Here is a 17,495-nt window from a genome sequence, read left to right as displayed (position 1 = left end):
ATCAAACTGAATTTAGCATAAGCGATCGCAACACCCAGATCAAACGCAAAAAAGCTATAGAGATGAATTGCTTTACATCGGGGAACACTAAATCTAGAAATCCTTAGAATTTAACAGTATGTTTCTCACTACAGTCAGTATTTCTGGATACAAGGTTAGCGAACAACTCTACAACGGTTCTCGAACCGTGGTTTATCGCGGTTATCGAGAAACTGACTTATTACCTGTAGTGATTAAATTGCTGAAAAATCCTTATCCAAGTTTCAGCGAACTCTTATCGTTTCGTAATCAGTACACCATAGCTAAAAATATCAACTCACCTCTAATCATCCAAACCTACAGCTTGGAACCGTATCAAAATGGCTATGCGTTGGTAATGGAAGATTTTGGCGGGATTTCTCTTAAAGATTATTTCATCTCTGACCAGACGCGACATACCGATTTTCTACAAGAGTTTTTAAGAATTGCGATCGCACTGTGCAATACCTTAGATATACTCTACCGCGAACGGATTATTCATAAAGATATCAAACCCGCCAATATTCTAATTAATCCAGAAACCAAACAAGTTAAATTAATTGACTTTAGTATTGCATCTCTGCTACCACGAGAAACCCAAACGCTCATCAGTCCCAATGTGTTAGAAGGGACACTTGCTTATATTTCCCCAGAACAAACAGGCAGAATGAATCGGGGGATTGACTATCGAACTGATTTTTATGCTCTAGGTGTAACTTTTTACGAACTACTAACTGGAAGATTACCATTTAAATCAAACGATCCAATGGAGTTGCTGCATTGTCATATTGCAAAAGTTCCAGAAAAAATTAAACGCGAAGAAATTCCGCAGGTGATTTCAGATATTGTCATGAAATTGATGAGCAAAAATGCTGAAGATCGCTATCAGAGTGCATTAGGATTAAAACTTGATTTAGAAAAATGTTTACATCATCTAAAAGAAACTGGCACAATTGATAACTTTGAAATTGCCCAAAGTGATGTGTGCGATCGCTTTATTATCCCCGATAAACTCTATGGACGAGAAGCCGAAATAGCCACCCTCCTTGAAGCCTTTGAAAGAGTTAGCAAAGGTGCAACTGAAATGATTCTGGTAGCTGGTTCTTCAGGTATTGGTAAAACTGCTGTTGTTAACGAAGTTCATAAACCGATTGTGCGCCAACGCGGTTATTTTATCAAAGGCAAATATGACCAATTTCAAAGAAATGTTCCCTTTGTCGCCTTTGTAAAAGCATTCCGAAATTTAATCGGTCAATTATTAACAGAAAGTACTTCTCAAATTCAACAATGGAAAAGTCAAATTTTAGAAGCTTTAGGTGAAAATGGACAAGTTATTATTGAAGTTATTCCCGAATTAGAAAGAATTATTGGCAAACAAACACCAGCCATAGAATTATCAGGAAGCGCATCCCAAAATAGATTTAATTTATTATTTCAAAAATTTACTCAAGTTTTCACTAGCGTTGAACATCCATTAGTAATATTTTTAGATGATTTGCAATGGACTGATTTGGCATCACTGAAATTAATGCAGTTATTAATAGCTGATACAAAACATCTTTTATTAATTGGTGCTTATCGAGATAATGAAGTAAATCCAGTACATCCCTTGATGTTGACTGTTAGTGAGATGCAAAAAACAGCAGCAACTATTAACACAATTACTTTAGCACCATTAAGTCAAGGAGATGTCAATCAATTAATTGCTGCAACGCTTAAATGTTCAGAAGCTTTAGCATTACCAATTTCACAGATAGTTTATCAAAAAACTTTTGGCAATCCATTTTTTGATACTCAATTTCTAAAATCATTATACCAAGATGGGCTAATTAAATTTAACTTTACAGAGGGTTGCTGGCAATGTGACATCACTGAAATTAATCAGCAAGCACTCACAAATGATGTAGTTGAATTCATGGTATTGCAATTGAGAAAGCTACCACAAGCAACTCAAGATGTTTTGAAATTAGCTGCTTGTATTGGAAATCAGTTTGATTTGAAAACATTAGCAGTTGTTTCAGAACAATCGCAAGTAGAAACCGCAACTAATTTGTGGAACGCATTGCATGAGGGTTTAATTTTACCTACTAGTGAGGTGTATAAATTTTATCTTGCTGAGGGAAATCAAGCTATTGCTGAAGAAAGTTCTGAAATTGTTAACTATAAATTTTTACACGATCGCGTCCAAGAAGCTGCATACTCTCTTATCCCTGAAGAACAGAAAAAAGCTACCCATCTACAAATAGGTAAACTATTACTTAAAAACACACCTGAAATCAAAAAAGAAGAAAAAGTTTTTGAAATTGTTAATCAGTTAAATATTGCATTAACACTGATTATTGATCCGCTTGAACGAGAACAACTGCTCAAATTGAATTTAAAAGCAGGTAGAAAAGCACAATTGGCAACTGCTTATACATTAGCAGTTGAATATTTAAGCATAGGTTTAGAACTTTTACCTGATGAGGGTTGGTATAGCCAGTATGAGCTAACACTATTACTATATCAATCAATTACAGAAGTACTTTGTCTGAGTGGTGACTTTGAACGCATGGAAAGCTATGCAACTATCGTTATCCAACAAGCAAAAACTCTCCTCGAACAAATTCCTATCTACAATGTCAAAATTCAAGCTTACATGGCACAGGCACAGCACAAGAATGCTTTGCAAATTGCACTGACTGTTCTTCAATCAATCGGAGTGGAATTGCCTCAACAAGTCAATCAAACTGATATCAACTCTGAACTAGAACAAACAAAATGTCTTTTGGCAGATAAAGCAGTGATGGATTTACTAGAACTGCCAAAAATGACTGATGAGAATATTCTGGCAGCAATGCGAATTTTGTCAAGCATTATGTCAGCAGCTTACCAAGCAAATCCCCCATTGTTTCGAATAATTGTATTTAAACAAGTTCAATTGTCAATCCTCTATGGTAATGCTCCAGAATCTACCTATGCTTATGCTAGCTATGGACTTATACTCTGCGGTGTTTTAGGAGAAATTGATACAGGATATGAATTTGGGGAAATGGCATTACTGTTACTTGAACGTTTAAATGCTTTCAAAGTTAAATCAAAAACTCTATTTGCAGTAAATTGTTTTATTCGACATTGGAAATCGCCTCTTAAAGATACTTTAAATCCTCTTTTACAAGCCTATACAAGTGGTTTAGAAACTGGAGATATTGAATATGCTGTAATGTCTGCCTATGTTTTTGGCAGATACGCCTATTTAAGTGGTTACGGTTTAGAGGAATTAGCCCAAGCTATGGGAAACTATGGCGCAATTATGCACCAGTTTAAGCAAACTACCTATTTGAATTTCAATAGAATCTATTATCAATCAGTTGTGAATTTGTTGGGAATGTCAGATAATCCTTGTTTTTTAATTGGCGAAGTTTATGATGAAGTCGTAATGTTGCCTCTGCATCAAGCTGCCAATCAAACTAGCATTATTTGTCAACTTCATTTTTGTAAATTGCTTTTGTGTTATCTCTTTGGCAACTATCAAGAAGCACTAAAAAATGCTGATATTGTCGAGAAATATTTAACCAGCGTGACTGGATTAGTGCTAATTCCAACCTTTTATTTTTATGAGGCTTTGACTAATTTAGCCTTATATAAAGACTGCTCAGTAGCTGAACAAAAAATAATTATTGAACGAGTAGCAGAAGCTCATAAAGAACTCAAAAAATGGGCAGAAAGTGCGCCAGAGAATTATGCCCACAAATGCAACTTGGTAGAAGCTGAAAGGTTTCGGATATTAGGACAAAAAATCGAAGCAATAGAATTGTACGATCGCGCCATATCTCTTGCCAAAGAAAACGCCTACATTCAAGAAGAAGCACTTAGCAACGAACTAGCAGCCAAATTCTACCTCGACTGGGGTAAAGAAAAAATCGCCCAAGTCTATATACAAGAAGCATACTACTGCTACGCCCGTTGGGGAGCCAAAGCCAAAGTTAATCACCTAGAAAAAACTTATCCCCAACTACTCAAACCCATCTTGCAACACCAACGAATCAATCTCAATCCCTTAGAAACCATTGCTTTTCGTGGTACAGCCTCATCTTCTAGTACTGGCAGCACTAGTATTGCTGATGTTCTGGATTTTACCTGTGTTTTCAAAGCTGCTCAAGCTATTTCCAGTTCTCTAAAATCAGATCAACTCATTGCCAGCCTCACTCGCATTATCCTAGAAAACTCTGGCGCGAAAAAAGTTGTACTAATTCTTCCCCAAGAGGAGGACACTTGGGAAGTTAAAGCAATTACCTTTATCGAGCATGAAGAAATACAAACTATCCTCAATTCACAATTACTAGATAATTGTCAAGATATTCCCGTAAAAATTATCAATTATGTCAAAAATACTCAAAAAACAATTGTTATAGACAATTGCAAAACAGATATTCCTGGGGTAATTGGGAAGTATATGTTGGAACATCAACCTCAGAGTGTGTTGTGTGTCCCGATTATTAATCAAGGATATTTGGTAGGTATTCTATATTTAGAAAATAGCTTGACTCAAGGAGTTTTTACTAACGATCGCCTCAGCGTCATTAACCTTCTTTCATCTCAAGCTGCAATATCTCTAGAGAATGCTCGACTTTATCAACAAGCTGGGCAAGCATTACAAGACTTACAACAAGCACAATTACAAGTTGTTCAAAGTGAAAAAATGTCTGCATTAGGTAATTTGGTTGCTGGGGTAGCCCATGAAATGAATAATCCTTTGGGCTTTATTTATGCCAGTCTCCAACAAACTAAACCCACTATTGCAGATATTTTTGAACACTTAAAACTATATCAAGAAAGTCTACCAAATCCCAGCGATAAAATTAAAGACCATGCCGAAGATATTGACTTGGATTATAGTTTATCAGACTTACCCAAGATCATTGATTCCATGACTATGGCGTGCGATCGCCTCCGCAACATCAGCACCAGTCTTCGGACTTTCTCCCGTGCTGATAAAGATTACAAAGTGCCGTTTAATATCCACGAAGGTATTGACAGCACTATTTTAATTCTCAAACATCGTCTGAAAGCTAATGAAGAACGTCCAGAAATTGAAGTGGTCACTAATTACGGTAATTTGCCCCAGATTAAATGTTTTCCTGGGCAATTAAATCAGGTATTTATGAATATTCTGGCAAATGCCATTGATGCGCTAGATGAATCAAATACGGGACGGACTTTTGAGGAGATTAAGAAAAATCCCAACCGAATTACAATTAAAACCTCGGTAGAAAATAAAGGGGTGAAAATTGCGATCGCTGATAATGGCAATGGGATAAGTGAAGAAGTGGAAGAAAAGGTTTTTGACCACTTATTTACTACAAAAGCTGTGGGTAAAGGTACGGGATTAGGATTAGCGATCGCTCGTCAAATCGTTGTAGAAAAACATGGCGGAGTAATTAAGGTAGATTCTACACCAGACGAAGGTACTGAATTTGTGATCCAGCTACCGATGTAGCAGATACATCCATACGAACTTTCAGGAAATCTTCAGCCTAAATATTTATCTCTGCTTTATGCTTACCCAATTTAGACAAACACTTCAGAAACAGTTGCTTTTTAGGTTTGTCCGTTTCGTTAAGAATCGCCCTACCTCACTTACCTACAAAACACTAATCAATATGGCATTGCGAGTAACTGTGGTGGTACTCGTCTCTGCTGGGGTGAGCTATATCCATGTCATGTCCCGCTTGGAAGCCCAGACCCAAGTCCAGCTAGAAAAGTACATCAGCGCTCGAGGACAGTATGAAAGCAACATCTTTAAACTTGCACAGGATAACCTCACTTTGCTGCGCGATCGCCTTTTGCAGGAATTCAAGCAACCCACTAATGATTTTCAGGCTGAATTTGAGCGGCAATATTTTTCCTGGAACGATGGTACTAAACGCAATTTTCCCCAAAATCGACCGCGCAAAGACTTTGATTCTACTCGATATGCTGGATCGTTCATTGGTCAAAATGTGCAAATTACTAAAGAACTAAAGCAGCAACTACTAACGGCTAACACGCTGATTAGTGCCTACGGATCTGCTTGGTCTAATCAGTTTGTTGATACTTATTTCGTGAGACGAGAAAATGCAACGACAACCTATTGGAAAGGTATGCCGATCTTGTTGGAGACACCGCCTGATTTCTATATGCCGAAAGAGGAATTTTTCTATATTGCCGATCCTCAGCATAACCCGTCTCGATCGCCGAAGTGGACAGGTGTTTATCTCGATCTCAGTGTTAAAGTCTGGATGATTTCGGCAAGTGTACCTGTTTATGATGGCGATCGCTTCCTGGGCGTTGTAGGACATGATGTGGTCTTAACCGATTTGATGGAGCATACGATCCAGGATCAATTACCGGGCACCTACAATCTAATTTTTCGCTCAGACGGTCGTTTAATTGTCCACCCCCAACGCACTGCGGAAATTCAGCAAGCTCAGGGTCAATTAAAAATCGATACAATCAACGATCCTCATCTCAACCGCATTTTTCAGCTAGTGACAACCACTAAATCCAAAACCCACGTCCTGGAAAATAGCCAAGACCGTGAATACTTAGCAGTGACTCGCTTACAAGGCCCAGATTGGTATTTTGTCACAGTCTATCCCAAATCACTGCTATCGGGGGAAGCATGGGATATGGCTCAATTTATCTTAATTTCTGGTGCAGTGGCGCTGCTGGTTGAAGTGTTGTTGCTCTTGTCGGTGTTGCACCAAGAAATCGCTAAACCCCTCCAGCAATTAACCGCCGCTAGTAACCAACTTGCTAACGGTGATTTTGCGATCGCTCTTGATACCACGCGACAGGATGAACTGGGAGGACTTGCTAGTTCTTTCAACAGTATGGCAAGTCAGTTAAAGACTTCTTTCATTCAATTAGAACAGGTAAACAATGCGTTAGAGCTACGGGTTGAGGAGCGAACAACAACGTTACAAAAGACACTTGAAGAACTACGTCGGACTCAAGCCCAGATGATCCAGAGTGAAAAAATGTCAGCCCTGGGGCAACTGGTGGCAGGTGTGGCACATGAGATTAATAATCCTGTCAACTTCATTCACGGCAACCTCACCCATATACAAAATTATGCCCAAGATTTGTTGGAATTTATTCAACTGTATCAGTATCACTATCCCAATCCAGTCGCTGAAATTCAAACTGAGGCTAAAGAAGTTGATCTGGAATTTATTCGAGATGATCTACCCAAGATGCTGTCTTCGATGAAAATTGGCACCAATCGCATACGCGAAATTGTGCTATCACTCCGCAATTTCTCCCGTTTAGATGAAGCTGAATTTAAGGCTGTTGATATTCATGAGGGCATTGATAGTACGTTATTGATTTTGCAACATCGTCTGAAAGATCAACCACACCGTCCAGCAATAGAAGTGCTAAAAAACTATGGTAAATTGCCTCCGGCGATCTGCTACCCTGGACAACTCAATCAGGTATTTATGAATATTCTGTCTAATGCTATTGATGCCTTAGAAGATGCAAATCAGCAGCGCACGCCTACAGAAATTGCTTCGCATCCCAACACAATTTGGATTCATACTTGCTTGGTATCTGAAAACCAAATCATGATTTCCATTGCAGATAATGGTCTTGGAGTTCCAGACACAATTATAACAAGGTTATTTGACCCCTTTTTTACAACTAAAAATGTGGGTAAAGGATCTGGATTAGGTTTAACTATCAGCTATCAAATTGTGACTGAACTGCATGAAGGTAAACTTAATTGTAATTCCACACAAGGATTGGGTGCAGAATTTGTTGTCACCCTACCTCTAAAAGCTAAAAAGATTCAACAGCAACAGGTAAATCAGTAGCACTCTGGATATTTTGTAAAATCAAATCAGGGCTACTACGTTTAATCAAGCCAGTTAAGACTTTACCTGGGCCAACTTCTACTACTCGCTGGATACCGTTAGCTGGTAATTGCAAAGAAATTTCTCGCCACCTTACAGAACCGGTCATTTGTTTGTTGAGGCGCTGCTTTAAAATCTCGGCATCAATAGACGGAATTGGTTCTACATTAGATAAGACTGGCACAGTAGCTGGTTGAAATTCCACAGATTCTAAAATGTCTTGGAATTCCGCAGCTGCTGGTGCGATTAAATGTGAGTGAAATGCTCCAGAAACTTTTAGGGGAATAGCACGCTTGGCTTTAACTTGAGTCATCACTGCTTGTACAGCCTCAGTCGTGCCTGAAATTACCACCTGAGCCGAACTATTATCATTTGCTAGAACCACATCAGGCGTTTGGGCAATGACTTTTTCCAACTGTTCGCGGTCAAAGTTCATCAAAGCTGCCATCATCCCACCGACGGCATTATCCATGAGTTCTGCACGACGCTTTACTAGATATAAACCAGCCGACCACTCAAAGACACCCGCTACATAAAGAGCAGTATATTCCCCCAAACTGTGACCAGCAACTAAATCTGGCTGGTGTCCTCGTTCTCGGAGAAGATCGGCAAGAATGCTTTCTATCACATAAAGACTTGGCTGAGTATATAGCGTCTGTGATAACTTCTCTTCTTGAGTTTGACAAATTTCAGTTACAGACCAGCCCAAAATATCCTCAGCTTTGGCAAGCTTGTCTTTAGCGGACGGTATATCTAATAAATCCATTCCCATTCCCAGCGCTTGGGAACCTTGTCCGGGAAACACCCATGCAGTTTTTGTCATTTGTCAATAGTCAGTGGTCATTGGTCATTTGTCATTGGTCATTGGTCATTCACAAATGACTAATGACAAATGACAAAATATTTATCTTCCCCATTGAAAGATTGCCGCGCCCCAAGTAAGACCGGCACCAAAGCCGGATGTCGCAACGATGTCATTGGGTTTAATTTTACCTTGTCGCACTGCTTCATCCAAAGCTAACGGAATGGAAGCAGCAGAGGTATTACCATACTGGGCGAGATTACTTATGATTTTATGTTCTGGGATATTTAGGCGTTGAGCAACGGCATCTATAATGCGCTGATTAGCTTGATGTAACACTAGCCAATCTATTTGGTCAACTTTGAGGTTAGCTTGAAATAAGGCTTTATCTATAATTTCTGGCACTTTTTGCACAGCAAAGCGGTAGACTTCTTTGCCGTTCATGGTAATAGGTTGATAAGTACCTTTAGTGATATTTACACCGAGGAGTAATTCTTGGGAAGTTGCTGCATAAGCAAGGTTAAGGTGATGGTTTTGAGTGCCATCACTTTTAAGGGCAAATCCTAATAAGCGATCGCTTTTAGAAGCCTGTAATACTACTGCTCCTGCACCATCGCCGAATAATACACAAGTGCGACGATCTTGCCAATCTACCCAGCGAGAGAGGATATCTGCCCCTATCAACAGTACATTTTTATAGACACCTGTTCTAATGTATTGGGCTGCTGTAACCAGACCAAACACAAAGCCAGAGCAGGCTGCTGTCAAGTCAAAGGCGACTGCGTTGGTAGCTCCTAATTGAGCCTGTACTTGACAAGCACTACCAAACAAATCATCAGGGGTGGAAGTCGCTAGCAAAATCAGGTCTAGGTCTTCTGGTCTAATTCCTGAAGCTGCGATCGCGCGACTACTGGCGGCAGCAGCTAGTCCACTTAAGGACTCAGATGACACCGCTAATCGTCGTTGGCGAATTCCCGTTCTTGTGGCAATCCACTCGTCTGATGTTTCAACTAGTTCAGTTAATGTCTGGTTGTGTAGGGAAGTTGCTGGTACTGCCGAGCCACTTCCGGTAATTGCTATGCCTAAGTTTTCCACTCCTAATCTCCCAAGCTATCAGCTTTTGTCCTTTGTCATTTGTCCTTTGTCATTTGTCCTGTGTCATTTGTCCTGTGTCAGTTGTCTTTGACAAATGACTAATGACTAATGACTAATGACTAACCGCTTTCGCGCTCTAGGATATATTGGGACTGAATTCGTTGTAGCACCTGGTTGTCAACAGCTTCTTTGGCCATGCGAATAGCATTGAAAATTGAAGGTGCTTGTGAGCTACCGTGACCGATAAAACAAACTCCTGCCACGCCTAACAACAAAGCACCACCGTGTTCTGCATGATCCATGCGTTGCTTAACTCGCTTCAGGTTTGGTTTTAAGAATGCTGAACCGATTTGACCATGCAATCCTTGGGGTAATTCTTCCCGCAGAATTTGCAGAATCACTTCTCCAACTGCTTCGGCAAATTTTAACAGTACATTGCCCACAAAGCCATCGCAGACAATTACATCGAAGTGACCGGAAAGCACATCACGCCCTTCGGCATTGCCAATAAAATTAATTTGAGAATTTTCGCGGAGCAGTTGATGGGCGCGGACGGCTGCATCATTGCCTTTAGAGTCTTCTTCACCGATATTCAACAAACCCACTTTCGGTTCATTTGTACCTAAGACATACTGACTGTAAGCCGATCCCATGACGGCAAACTGCTCTAAAAACTTCGGGCGGCAATCTACATTTGCCCCAACATCAAGAACCAACACTGGCTTACCAGCAACAATTGTCGGAAAAACAGTCCCGATTGCTGGACGATCAATTCCCGGCAATCGCCCTAAGCGAAGCAAAGCCGATGCCATAGCTGCCCCAGAATGACCGGCAGAAAATACGGCATCTGCCTTTTGCTGCTTGACTAAATCCATTGCCACATTGATAGAAGCCTTGCGTTTGCGTCTAACCGCATTTAAAGGCTCCTCATCCATTGCGATCGCTTCCTCAGCAGGAACGATCTCCACCTGCGCTAAATTCGTTTTTGGCGGCAAGGCAGCTTCTATTTGTTGGGGATCACCAACAAGTAATATCTCTACACCCAATTCTTCCTTTGCTCGCAGTGCGCCAGCAACGATTTCACCGGGTGCGTGATCCCCTCCCATTGCGTCAATTGCGATCCGTACGCGAGTCGATCCCATTGCTCAGAGCTTTTAGAAACCTTATAAATTTTACCAGATGGCTTTGCCGAAAAAGCTTAACTTTCTGACTGCCAAATTACTTCTGTTACTATTGCAACAATTTTTGCTGGCAAGCTCAAGATAGCACGAATTTGGGCATTGGGCATGGGGCATGGGGAATGGGGAATTGGGAAGAGGACTTGGGGACAAGGAGAATTGGGGACAAGGGGAAAGACTTGTTTCAAGTTCTCACCTCTTGTCCCGAATGGCACGCTTGTTAATCGCAAAGCCCTGATATAACTTGCTTTTTGAGTGTGGAGAGTGGGGGGAGTGGGGGAAGTGTGGGAGGTGTGGGGAGGGTGGGGAGAAAGAGGAGAAATTGAATAACTGCACATCAATGAACGCTGCATTGCCTCCCACACCTCCCACCCTTCCCTGTCCTCCCACACCATGCCAGCAAGGAGGTTTCAGCTTTTCAAGCGTGCCATTCCCCCTTGTCCCCTTGTCCCCTGCTCCCCTGCCTCCTATTTCCTACTCTTCAATCCCCAAGACCCAGTTAACTAGCGTCCGAACGCCGTAGCCGGTTGCTCCTGCGCCGTTGTAGCCATTTTCTTTATCTGCCCACACTGGGCCAGCAATATCTATGTGCGCCCAAGGGGTTTCTTTGACAAATTGCTTGAGGAAAAGAGCAGCAGTAATGGCACCACCTGGACGCGGGCCTGTATTTTTCATGTCCGCAATCCCAGACTTTAGCCCTTCAAAATATTTTTCTTCCATTGGCATCCGCCAAATCTTTTCCCCTGAAGTTTGGGCAGCTTTTTCGATCTGGGAAGCTACGTCATCATCGGGAGTGTACAAACCTGCAATATCATCACCCAAGGCAATGACGTTAGCACCGGTTAGGGTGGCTAAATCCACGATCGCATCTAATCCCAATTTGTCAGCATACACCAAGGCGTCTGCAAGGGTTAAACGTCCTTCTGCGTCGGTGTTGTTCACTTCAATTGTTTTGCCGTTTGATGCGGTGAGAATGTCTCCAGGGTGCATGGCGCGACCGCTAATCATGTTTTCAGCTACCGCCGAGATAAAGTGAACTTCAACATCTGGCTTAATTTGAGCAATTGCTTTTGCCGCCCCCAAGGTAGCAGCTGCACCGCCCATATCCATTTTCATGGTTTCGATGCCGCTACCAGCACCTTTAATATTCAGTCCACCGGAATCAAAGGTTACACCTTTGCCAATAATTGCTAGTTTCTTTTTCGGTGTACCTTCTGGTTTGTAAGTCAGGTGAATAAATTTAGGTGGCAACTCGGAACCTTGCGATACTCCCAAAAAAGCACCCATACCCAACTTTTCACAGTCTTCTTTTTCGAGAATTTCTACTTGTAAACCGTGGTCTTTAGCGATCGCTTGGGCAGTTTCGGCTAAAGTAATTGGTGTTACCGCATTGGCTGGTGCTGCCACTAACTCCCGTGCCAAATTTACCCCGGAAACGATTTGATTGGCGAGAGTTATGGCTGCTTCTTGTCCACCGAAACCTAGTAAATCGATGCTTTCTATTTGCGAACCTTTATCTTCTGGTTCTGATTTAAAACGAATATCTTGATAAAGTGCTAATTCAACACCTTCTGCGATCGCTTGGGCGCTTGCGGCTGGATCGTTATTCCATAATGGGAAACTAAATCCCAAAATTTTGCTTTTCTGCTTTTTTGCTACTCTGGCTACCGCAGCAGCAGCGCGTCTCAAAGTGTCGAGTTTGAGTGCATCTGGTTTACCCAATCCTACCAGAATCAATTTACGCACTGGGCTACCAGGATTCACACGAGTGAAAATTGTACTGTTGGCTTTACCTTTAAATTCTTCTTCCGCAATTAGTTCTTTTAAGACCCCGGAAAACTTTTGATCTAAAGTTGCTAGTTCTCCGGTTAACTCTACTGCATCTTCAAATAATCCTATTGCCAAACTATCGCCTGCCCACTCTAGCAAAGGCTTATCACTAGGTTGAATTGTCATTTTGGGATTTTATGTAAATATTCCTTCCTGTACCAGTATTGCTCAAATTTCTTGTTTCAGGATGAGGGGAATGGGTATTGGGCATGGGGCATTGGGCATTGGGCATTGCGGATCAGGGAGCGGTAGCTATAATTTAGTGAATTAGTGCAAGTAGTACTCATTAACGAGTCTTTTATACTCGTGAATCCACATCAGAACTCCGTTAACGAGGCTTTTATCCTCGTGAATCCACATCAGAACTCCGTTAACGAGTCTTTTATCCTCGTGAATCCACATCAGAACTCCGTTAACGAGTCTTTTATCCTCGTGAATCCACATCAGAACTCCGTTAACGAGGCTTTTATCCTCGTGAATCCACATCAGAACTCCGTTAACGAGGCTTTTATCCTCGTGAATCCACATCAGAACTCCGTTAACGAGTCTTTGATACTCGTGAATCCATATCAGAACTCCGTTAACGAGGCTTTTATCCTCGTGAATCCACCTCAGAACTCCATTAACGAGGCTTTTATACTCGTTAATGAAGCTATGATCTCCATTCTTTTACCTGACTTTTCGCGTTATGTGGAAAAGTCAGGTAAAAACCTAACCCCCTAACCCCCTTCCCGACGCGGGAAGGGGGAAAATTCAAAGTCTCTCTCCTTTTAGGAGAGAGATTTAGAGAGAGGTTTTCCAGATGCCGCAAAAAGTCAGATTCTTTTACATCCTGCTTCTTGCCCCATTCCCTATTCCCTATTCCCTATTCCCTATTCCCTATTCCCCATTCCCTATTCCCTATTCCCCATTCCCCATTCTCTATGCCCCAATTCTTGTATCAATGTTAAATTTTCTGGCGATCGCTGCTATTACTTCTTGCTCAAGAGGTGTAGTCTTATTGTCAAGCTGGGCAATTTTTTCACACTGAACGAGCAAGGGTATAGCAAAATCACGATTCAGCTGATTGAGCAGTATATCTAAAGACTTAGGTGATTTGATATTTTGGGCAATGGCATCCAACGAGGTAGGACTGAGTTTTACAGCTTGTAATTCTGGCAAAATTTCTTCCAAAGTCTTATCTGGATGGCTAGCCAGAATCATGTGAACTAAGATTTGATCCATGACGGCTTCTTGAGCGATCGCACTTTCGAGATACTTTTCACTTTCTGCTTTTAATGTTGCCAGAGTCTGTGGCGATGCTAGGGAAGTTGATTCATCTAGCTTGGCTTCGTAAAATCGACAAGCAGCATAACCCAATGAATAGATCATTGTTGCATTTGAACTAGCTGCGATCGCAGCACCCGCTAAAGGCACATTTCGCAGTAATCCTAATCCCGCAGCTTTCAAAAGACGACCTCCACCCAAAGCCAGACCAAAAATTGCTAAGACTTCTCCTTTACGGGCAGGATCTTTTAAATCTAGCCCGTAGTCAAATGCAATTTGATAAAGCATTTCTGACTGCAATTTTGTTGTCGCTGTTAAATCAATTGCCAACAATGCAATTGCTACTCCTGGCAAAATACTAGTGGCTAGTCCAACAGTGCCTGCTTGAGTCGCTTTTTCCACCATGATTCGGTGAGCAATCTCACTAGGTGATTCATTTGGATACTTTTGTTTGAGCTTGTTTACCGCAGCTTCTGCTTTTTCCAAATCAACAGCATCAGTAGTACCAATTAGCCAATTTAGATTTAATACTCCAGATAGTTTTCTAATCAACCAATTCTCGCTGAGGCGATTCACAACCTGACCACTGGTTTGAGTTGTTTGCTCAATTAACTTGTGTGTTTGTTTCGCTGTCGCTTCTCGTACCTCTAATGCTGTATCTAAAACTGCTTTGCCAGTTTGAGCAACAGTTTGAACAAAAGACTCTAATACAGACGGTTCATTTTCTACTGATGATTGAGCCTGGATCTCTATTTCTGAAGTTTCATTAGGTGAATTAACTGATTTATTCACTACTATTTCTTGTGGGGATTTGTCTGCCATTACTTGACACCATGCTGTAAAGCCTCTTTCTAAACTTGTAGCGAATTATGAGCGGCTCTACATCTCTCTATAAACGTAAATATCAGTTGAAGATTAACTATTTTCTTCTGGGTTGCCGCAGGCATCACACAATTAGAAATTAAAGCAGATCGCCAGCTATTTTTGCAGCGCCTGCTGAAAAGTCTTGATGGCATCCACATGATTCACCATAAGAATGCAACGTAACAACAAATCCAGATCGATTCCTTTGACCTCCTCACTACTGGAAACCCTCTCATAGTGAAGTGCCTTGTCCTCTTTCCGCAGGTGATAAACTTCTAACACACCATCTTCCCAAAACCACACTTCTGGAATCAAGAGCCGCTTATATGCCTCCAGCTTGTCGATACCGCCACTTGTAAACGCCACTTCAATCACCAGATCGGGACGCACTCGATCTGGAGCCAGTTTATAAGATTCATCCGCCTCACGCTTGACAGCACCCACTTCACTTTCCAAGGTCATTGAGCCAGTGGGAATAAAGTCAAACCCAGCCGCAAGCAAGTACAGTTCCACTAATGCAGCAATTCTTTTCTTAACGGTTTCGTGTGGTTCTCCAGGCTTTCTTCGGATCTCCAAAACTCCATTCAGGAAAGAGAGCCTATATCCTGGACGGTCTAGCAACTGCTCAACTGCTTTGAATTCTCTCCAAGTCAGTCCCTCAAACAACAGGGGTGATTCCTGACGGGGTGTAGCGATGGCTGCTGGGGTCATTTGAGTCTCCAGTCTGTTTCCAGATGAGAAATAATTCCGGCGTAGAAAAGCAGTTTGTTGATTTTAACTTCTTTTTGGGAGCAGGGCGCTCACCCTATCCTCTCACCTCTAGCCTTGTACTGATATCAGCATTATTTTCTAAAAAGTCGTTATCTTTAAGAATTTCATAGAGATTAATATCTTGCTCTAGCAAGCAAGCGTGTCCGCACTCAGGCAGCACCACAATCTTGTTATTTGGTAAGATATTCCCTATCCGCTTCACTTCTGTTACAGAAGGCAAAAGGCGATCGCTACCACCAGCAATTAACAAAACTGGTTGAGTTAAGCGACTTAACTTTTCCTCATCAACTTCAAACTCTCGCAGTAAAGACAATCGCCACAGAACAGTTTCTGCTGGTACAGAACGCATGGTTTTCAGCAGTTCATGGCGATCGCTCCGAGAAATGCGAGGCAAAGATGCCAAAAACGGCAACAACCCCAGTGCGCCAACATCATACAATTCTGATGGCACTAAGTAAGTAAGTTGAGATGCCCAACTCAACCAAGGGCGAAGACGAAAGGACGAAGCTGGGTTAATTAAGATAGTTCGCTTAAATAAATGGGGTGCTTGGATCGCTACTTTCATTGCCAAGCAACCACCAAAGGACTCACCACACAAATAAACTGACCTGTGAGAGCTTTTTTCTAATTCAGCGTCGATTAAGTCCAATACACTTTTTGTTAGCACATCCCAAGTGTTAAGGTCTTTCCGGGGGAGTGCCAAAGAACGGACATCAAAGCCAGTTTCTAATCCAGCAGTCTGCGATCGCAATAATTGACCTGTTCCATCCATTCCCGGTAAATATACCAATAGCGGATACTCTGGCTGTACTCGTTTAGGAGTCAGGAAACAAGGCTTTAACTCAACTTCAGAGATAGTCATTGGTCATTGGTCAATGGTCATTAGTCAATGGTATAAAACTTTTGAACTGTTAATTGTTCCGACAATCCAAAATCCAAAATCGAATAGCTCTAATAGCAACCTTGACGCAGTAAATGGCTAATTTCACCATGACAGTGTTCTGTCAGTTCAGCCACAACAGTTCTGGCTTGTTTCCCGTGATATTTTTTTTGATGTTGGGGTGTTATCCAATAAGGGCGACCGATTAACACCGCAACCCGACGATAAATTACCAAAGGATGCCAACCAGCTTGATTAAATAAAGGTTCTGAAGGGTCAAATACACTCAAAAGCCTTAAGGGAAAACCATTCGTGTTTACCTCTTCTAGGGAAGCGATCGCGATCGGCAAAATTGCTAAATCCTGCACATCCGCTCGCAATGCTAAATGGGCAAATCCCCGTTGAAACTCACCCACCTGGTTTGGCTGAGTAAATTTCACCATTGGTGCAGTCCCTTCTGGAAATACTCCCACCATCTGCTTAGACTGCAATAGCAACTGCGACTGCGAAAAAAAGCTTTGTTGGCGGTTTTGAGTTTCCTCCAAAGGAAAACACCCCAATTGATCGGTGACAATCTCCCGCATTACTGGCACTTGTCCCATATAGTGGTGGCAAGCAAAGCGAATCGGACTTGATAACGCTGCCATTAATATCAGTGCATCCATGAAGCTGCGGTGATTGCTGACTACCAAAACGCTAGCATCCTGGGGAATGCGATCCTCATAATAGCGAAACATTTGTGTTGAGAGTGCCGCCACCAAAGCGCGAGAAATCTCTAGGGGGCTATTTCGACTCATACCTAATCAATATATTTTTCCGGTAAATATGGCGGTTTATCTTAACTTAATTTTTACATTTCTTTACTACTGCCATGACCGTCTTAAGATAGAAATATCTGATCTACAAAACCAGCT

Annotated in this window: 11 protein-coding genes; 2 read left to right on the top strand and 9 right to left on the bottom strand. The window is 41.7% G+C overall.

From position 1 onward, the window contains the following. Positions 1-118: 118 nt before the first annotated feature. Positions 119-5,497, top strand: a complete 5,379-nt coding sequence (locus FD724_RS00485) for an ATP-binding sensor histidine kinase (protein WP_179071224.1) — start codon at positions 119-121, stop codon at positions 5,495-5,497. 163 nt (positions 5,498-5,660) lie between these two features. Next, complete coding sequence (locus FD724_RS00480) at positions 5,661-7,856, top strand: ATP-binding protein (RefSeq protein ID WP_218651489.1); 2,196 nt, start codon at positions 5,661-5,663, stop codon at positions 7,854-7,856. On the opposite strand, the gene fabD is transcribed toward FD724_RS00480, so the two are convergent. From fabD to FD724_RS00435, 9 genes are all read right to left on the bottom strand, one after another. Further along, complete coding sequence (fabD, locus tag FD724_RS00475) at positions 7,822-8,718, bottom strand: ACP S-malonyltransferase (RefSeq protein ID WP_114080221.1); 897 nt, start codon at positions 8,716-8,718, stop codon at positions 7,822-7,824. The two genes, FD724_RS00480 and fabD, sit on opposite strands and share 35 nt — an antisense overlap. 81 nt (positions 8,719-8,799) lie before the next feature. After that, positions 8,800-9,792: a beta-ketoacyl-ACP synthase 3 gene (locus tag FD724_RS00470; RefSeq protein WP_179071223.1), complete on the bottom strand. Its 993-nt coding sequence runs from the start codon at positions 9,790-9,792 to the stop codon at positions 8,800-8,802. Positions 9,793-9,911: 119 nt separating this feature from the next. Beyond that, positions 9,912-10,934 carry a phosphate acyltransferase PlsX gene (plsX, locus tag FD724_RS00465; RefSeq protein ID WP_179071222.1) on the bottom strand — a complete coding sequence of 341 codons (1,023 nt, stop codon included), beginning with the start codon at positions 10,932-10,934 and terminating at the stop codon, positions 9,912-9,914. Between the two features lie 56 nt (positions 10,935-10,990). Further along, the gene (locus tag FD724_RS00460; protein WP_179071221.1) at positions 10,991-11,323 is read right to left on the bottom strand and encodes a hypothetical protein; all 333 of its coding nucleotides are present in this window, start codon (positions 11,321-11,323) and stop codon (positions 10,991-10,993) included. 121 nt (positions 11,324-11,444) lie between these two features. Next, positions 11,445-12,926, bottom strand: a complete 1,482-nt coding sequence (locus tag FD724_RS00455) for a leucyl aminopeptidase (protein ID WP_179071220.1) — start codon at positions 12,924-12,926, stop codon at positions 11,445-11,447. Positions 12,927-13,721: 795 nt separating this feature from the next. Next, entirely contained in the window at positions 13,722-14,888 is a 1,167-nt protein-coding gene (locus FD724_RS00450; RefSeq protein WP_179071219.1) for an EcsC family protein, read from the bottom strand. Between the two features lie 156 nt (positions 14,889-15,044). Further along, positions 15,045-15,641 carry a Uma2 family endonuclease gene (locus FD724_RS00445; RefSeq protein ID WP_179071218.1) on the bottom strand — a complete coding sequence of 199 codons (597 nt, stop codon included), beginning with the start codon at positions 15,639-15,641 and terminating at the stop codon, positions 15,045-15,047. A gap of 94 nt (positions 15,642-15,735) precedes the next feature. Continuing rightward, positions 15,736-16,563, bottom strand: a complete 828-nt coding sequence (locus FD724_RS00440; protein WP_179071217.1) for an alpha/beta fold hydrolase — start codon at positions 16,561-16,563, stop codon at positions 15,736-15,738. Positions 16,564-16,652: 89 nt separating this feature from the next. Further along, entirely contained in the window at positions 16,653-17,378 is a 726-nt protein-coding gene (locus FD724_RS00435) for a 1-acyl-sn-glycerol-3-phosphate acyltransferase (RefSeq protein WP_114080229.1), read from the bottom strand. Positions 17,379-17,495: the final 117 nt, after the last annotated feature.

It is taken from the genome of Nostoc sp. C057 (assembly GCF_013393925.1).
GTDB lineage: Bacteria > Cyanobacteriota > Cyanobacteriia > Cyanobacteriales > Nostocaceae > Nostoc > Nostoc muscorum_A.
This window is presented reverse-complemented; position numbering and strand designations above follow the sequence as displayed.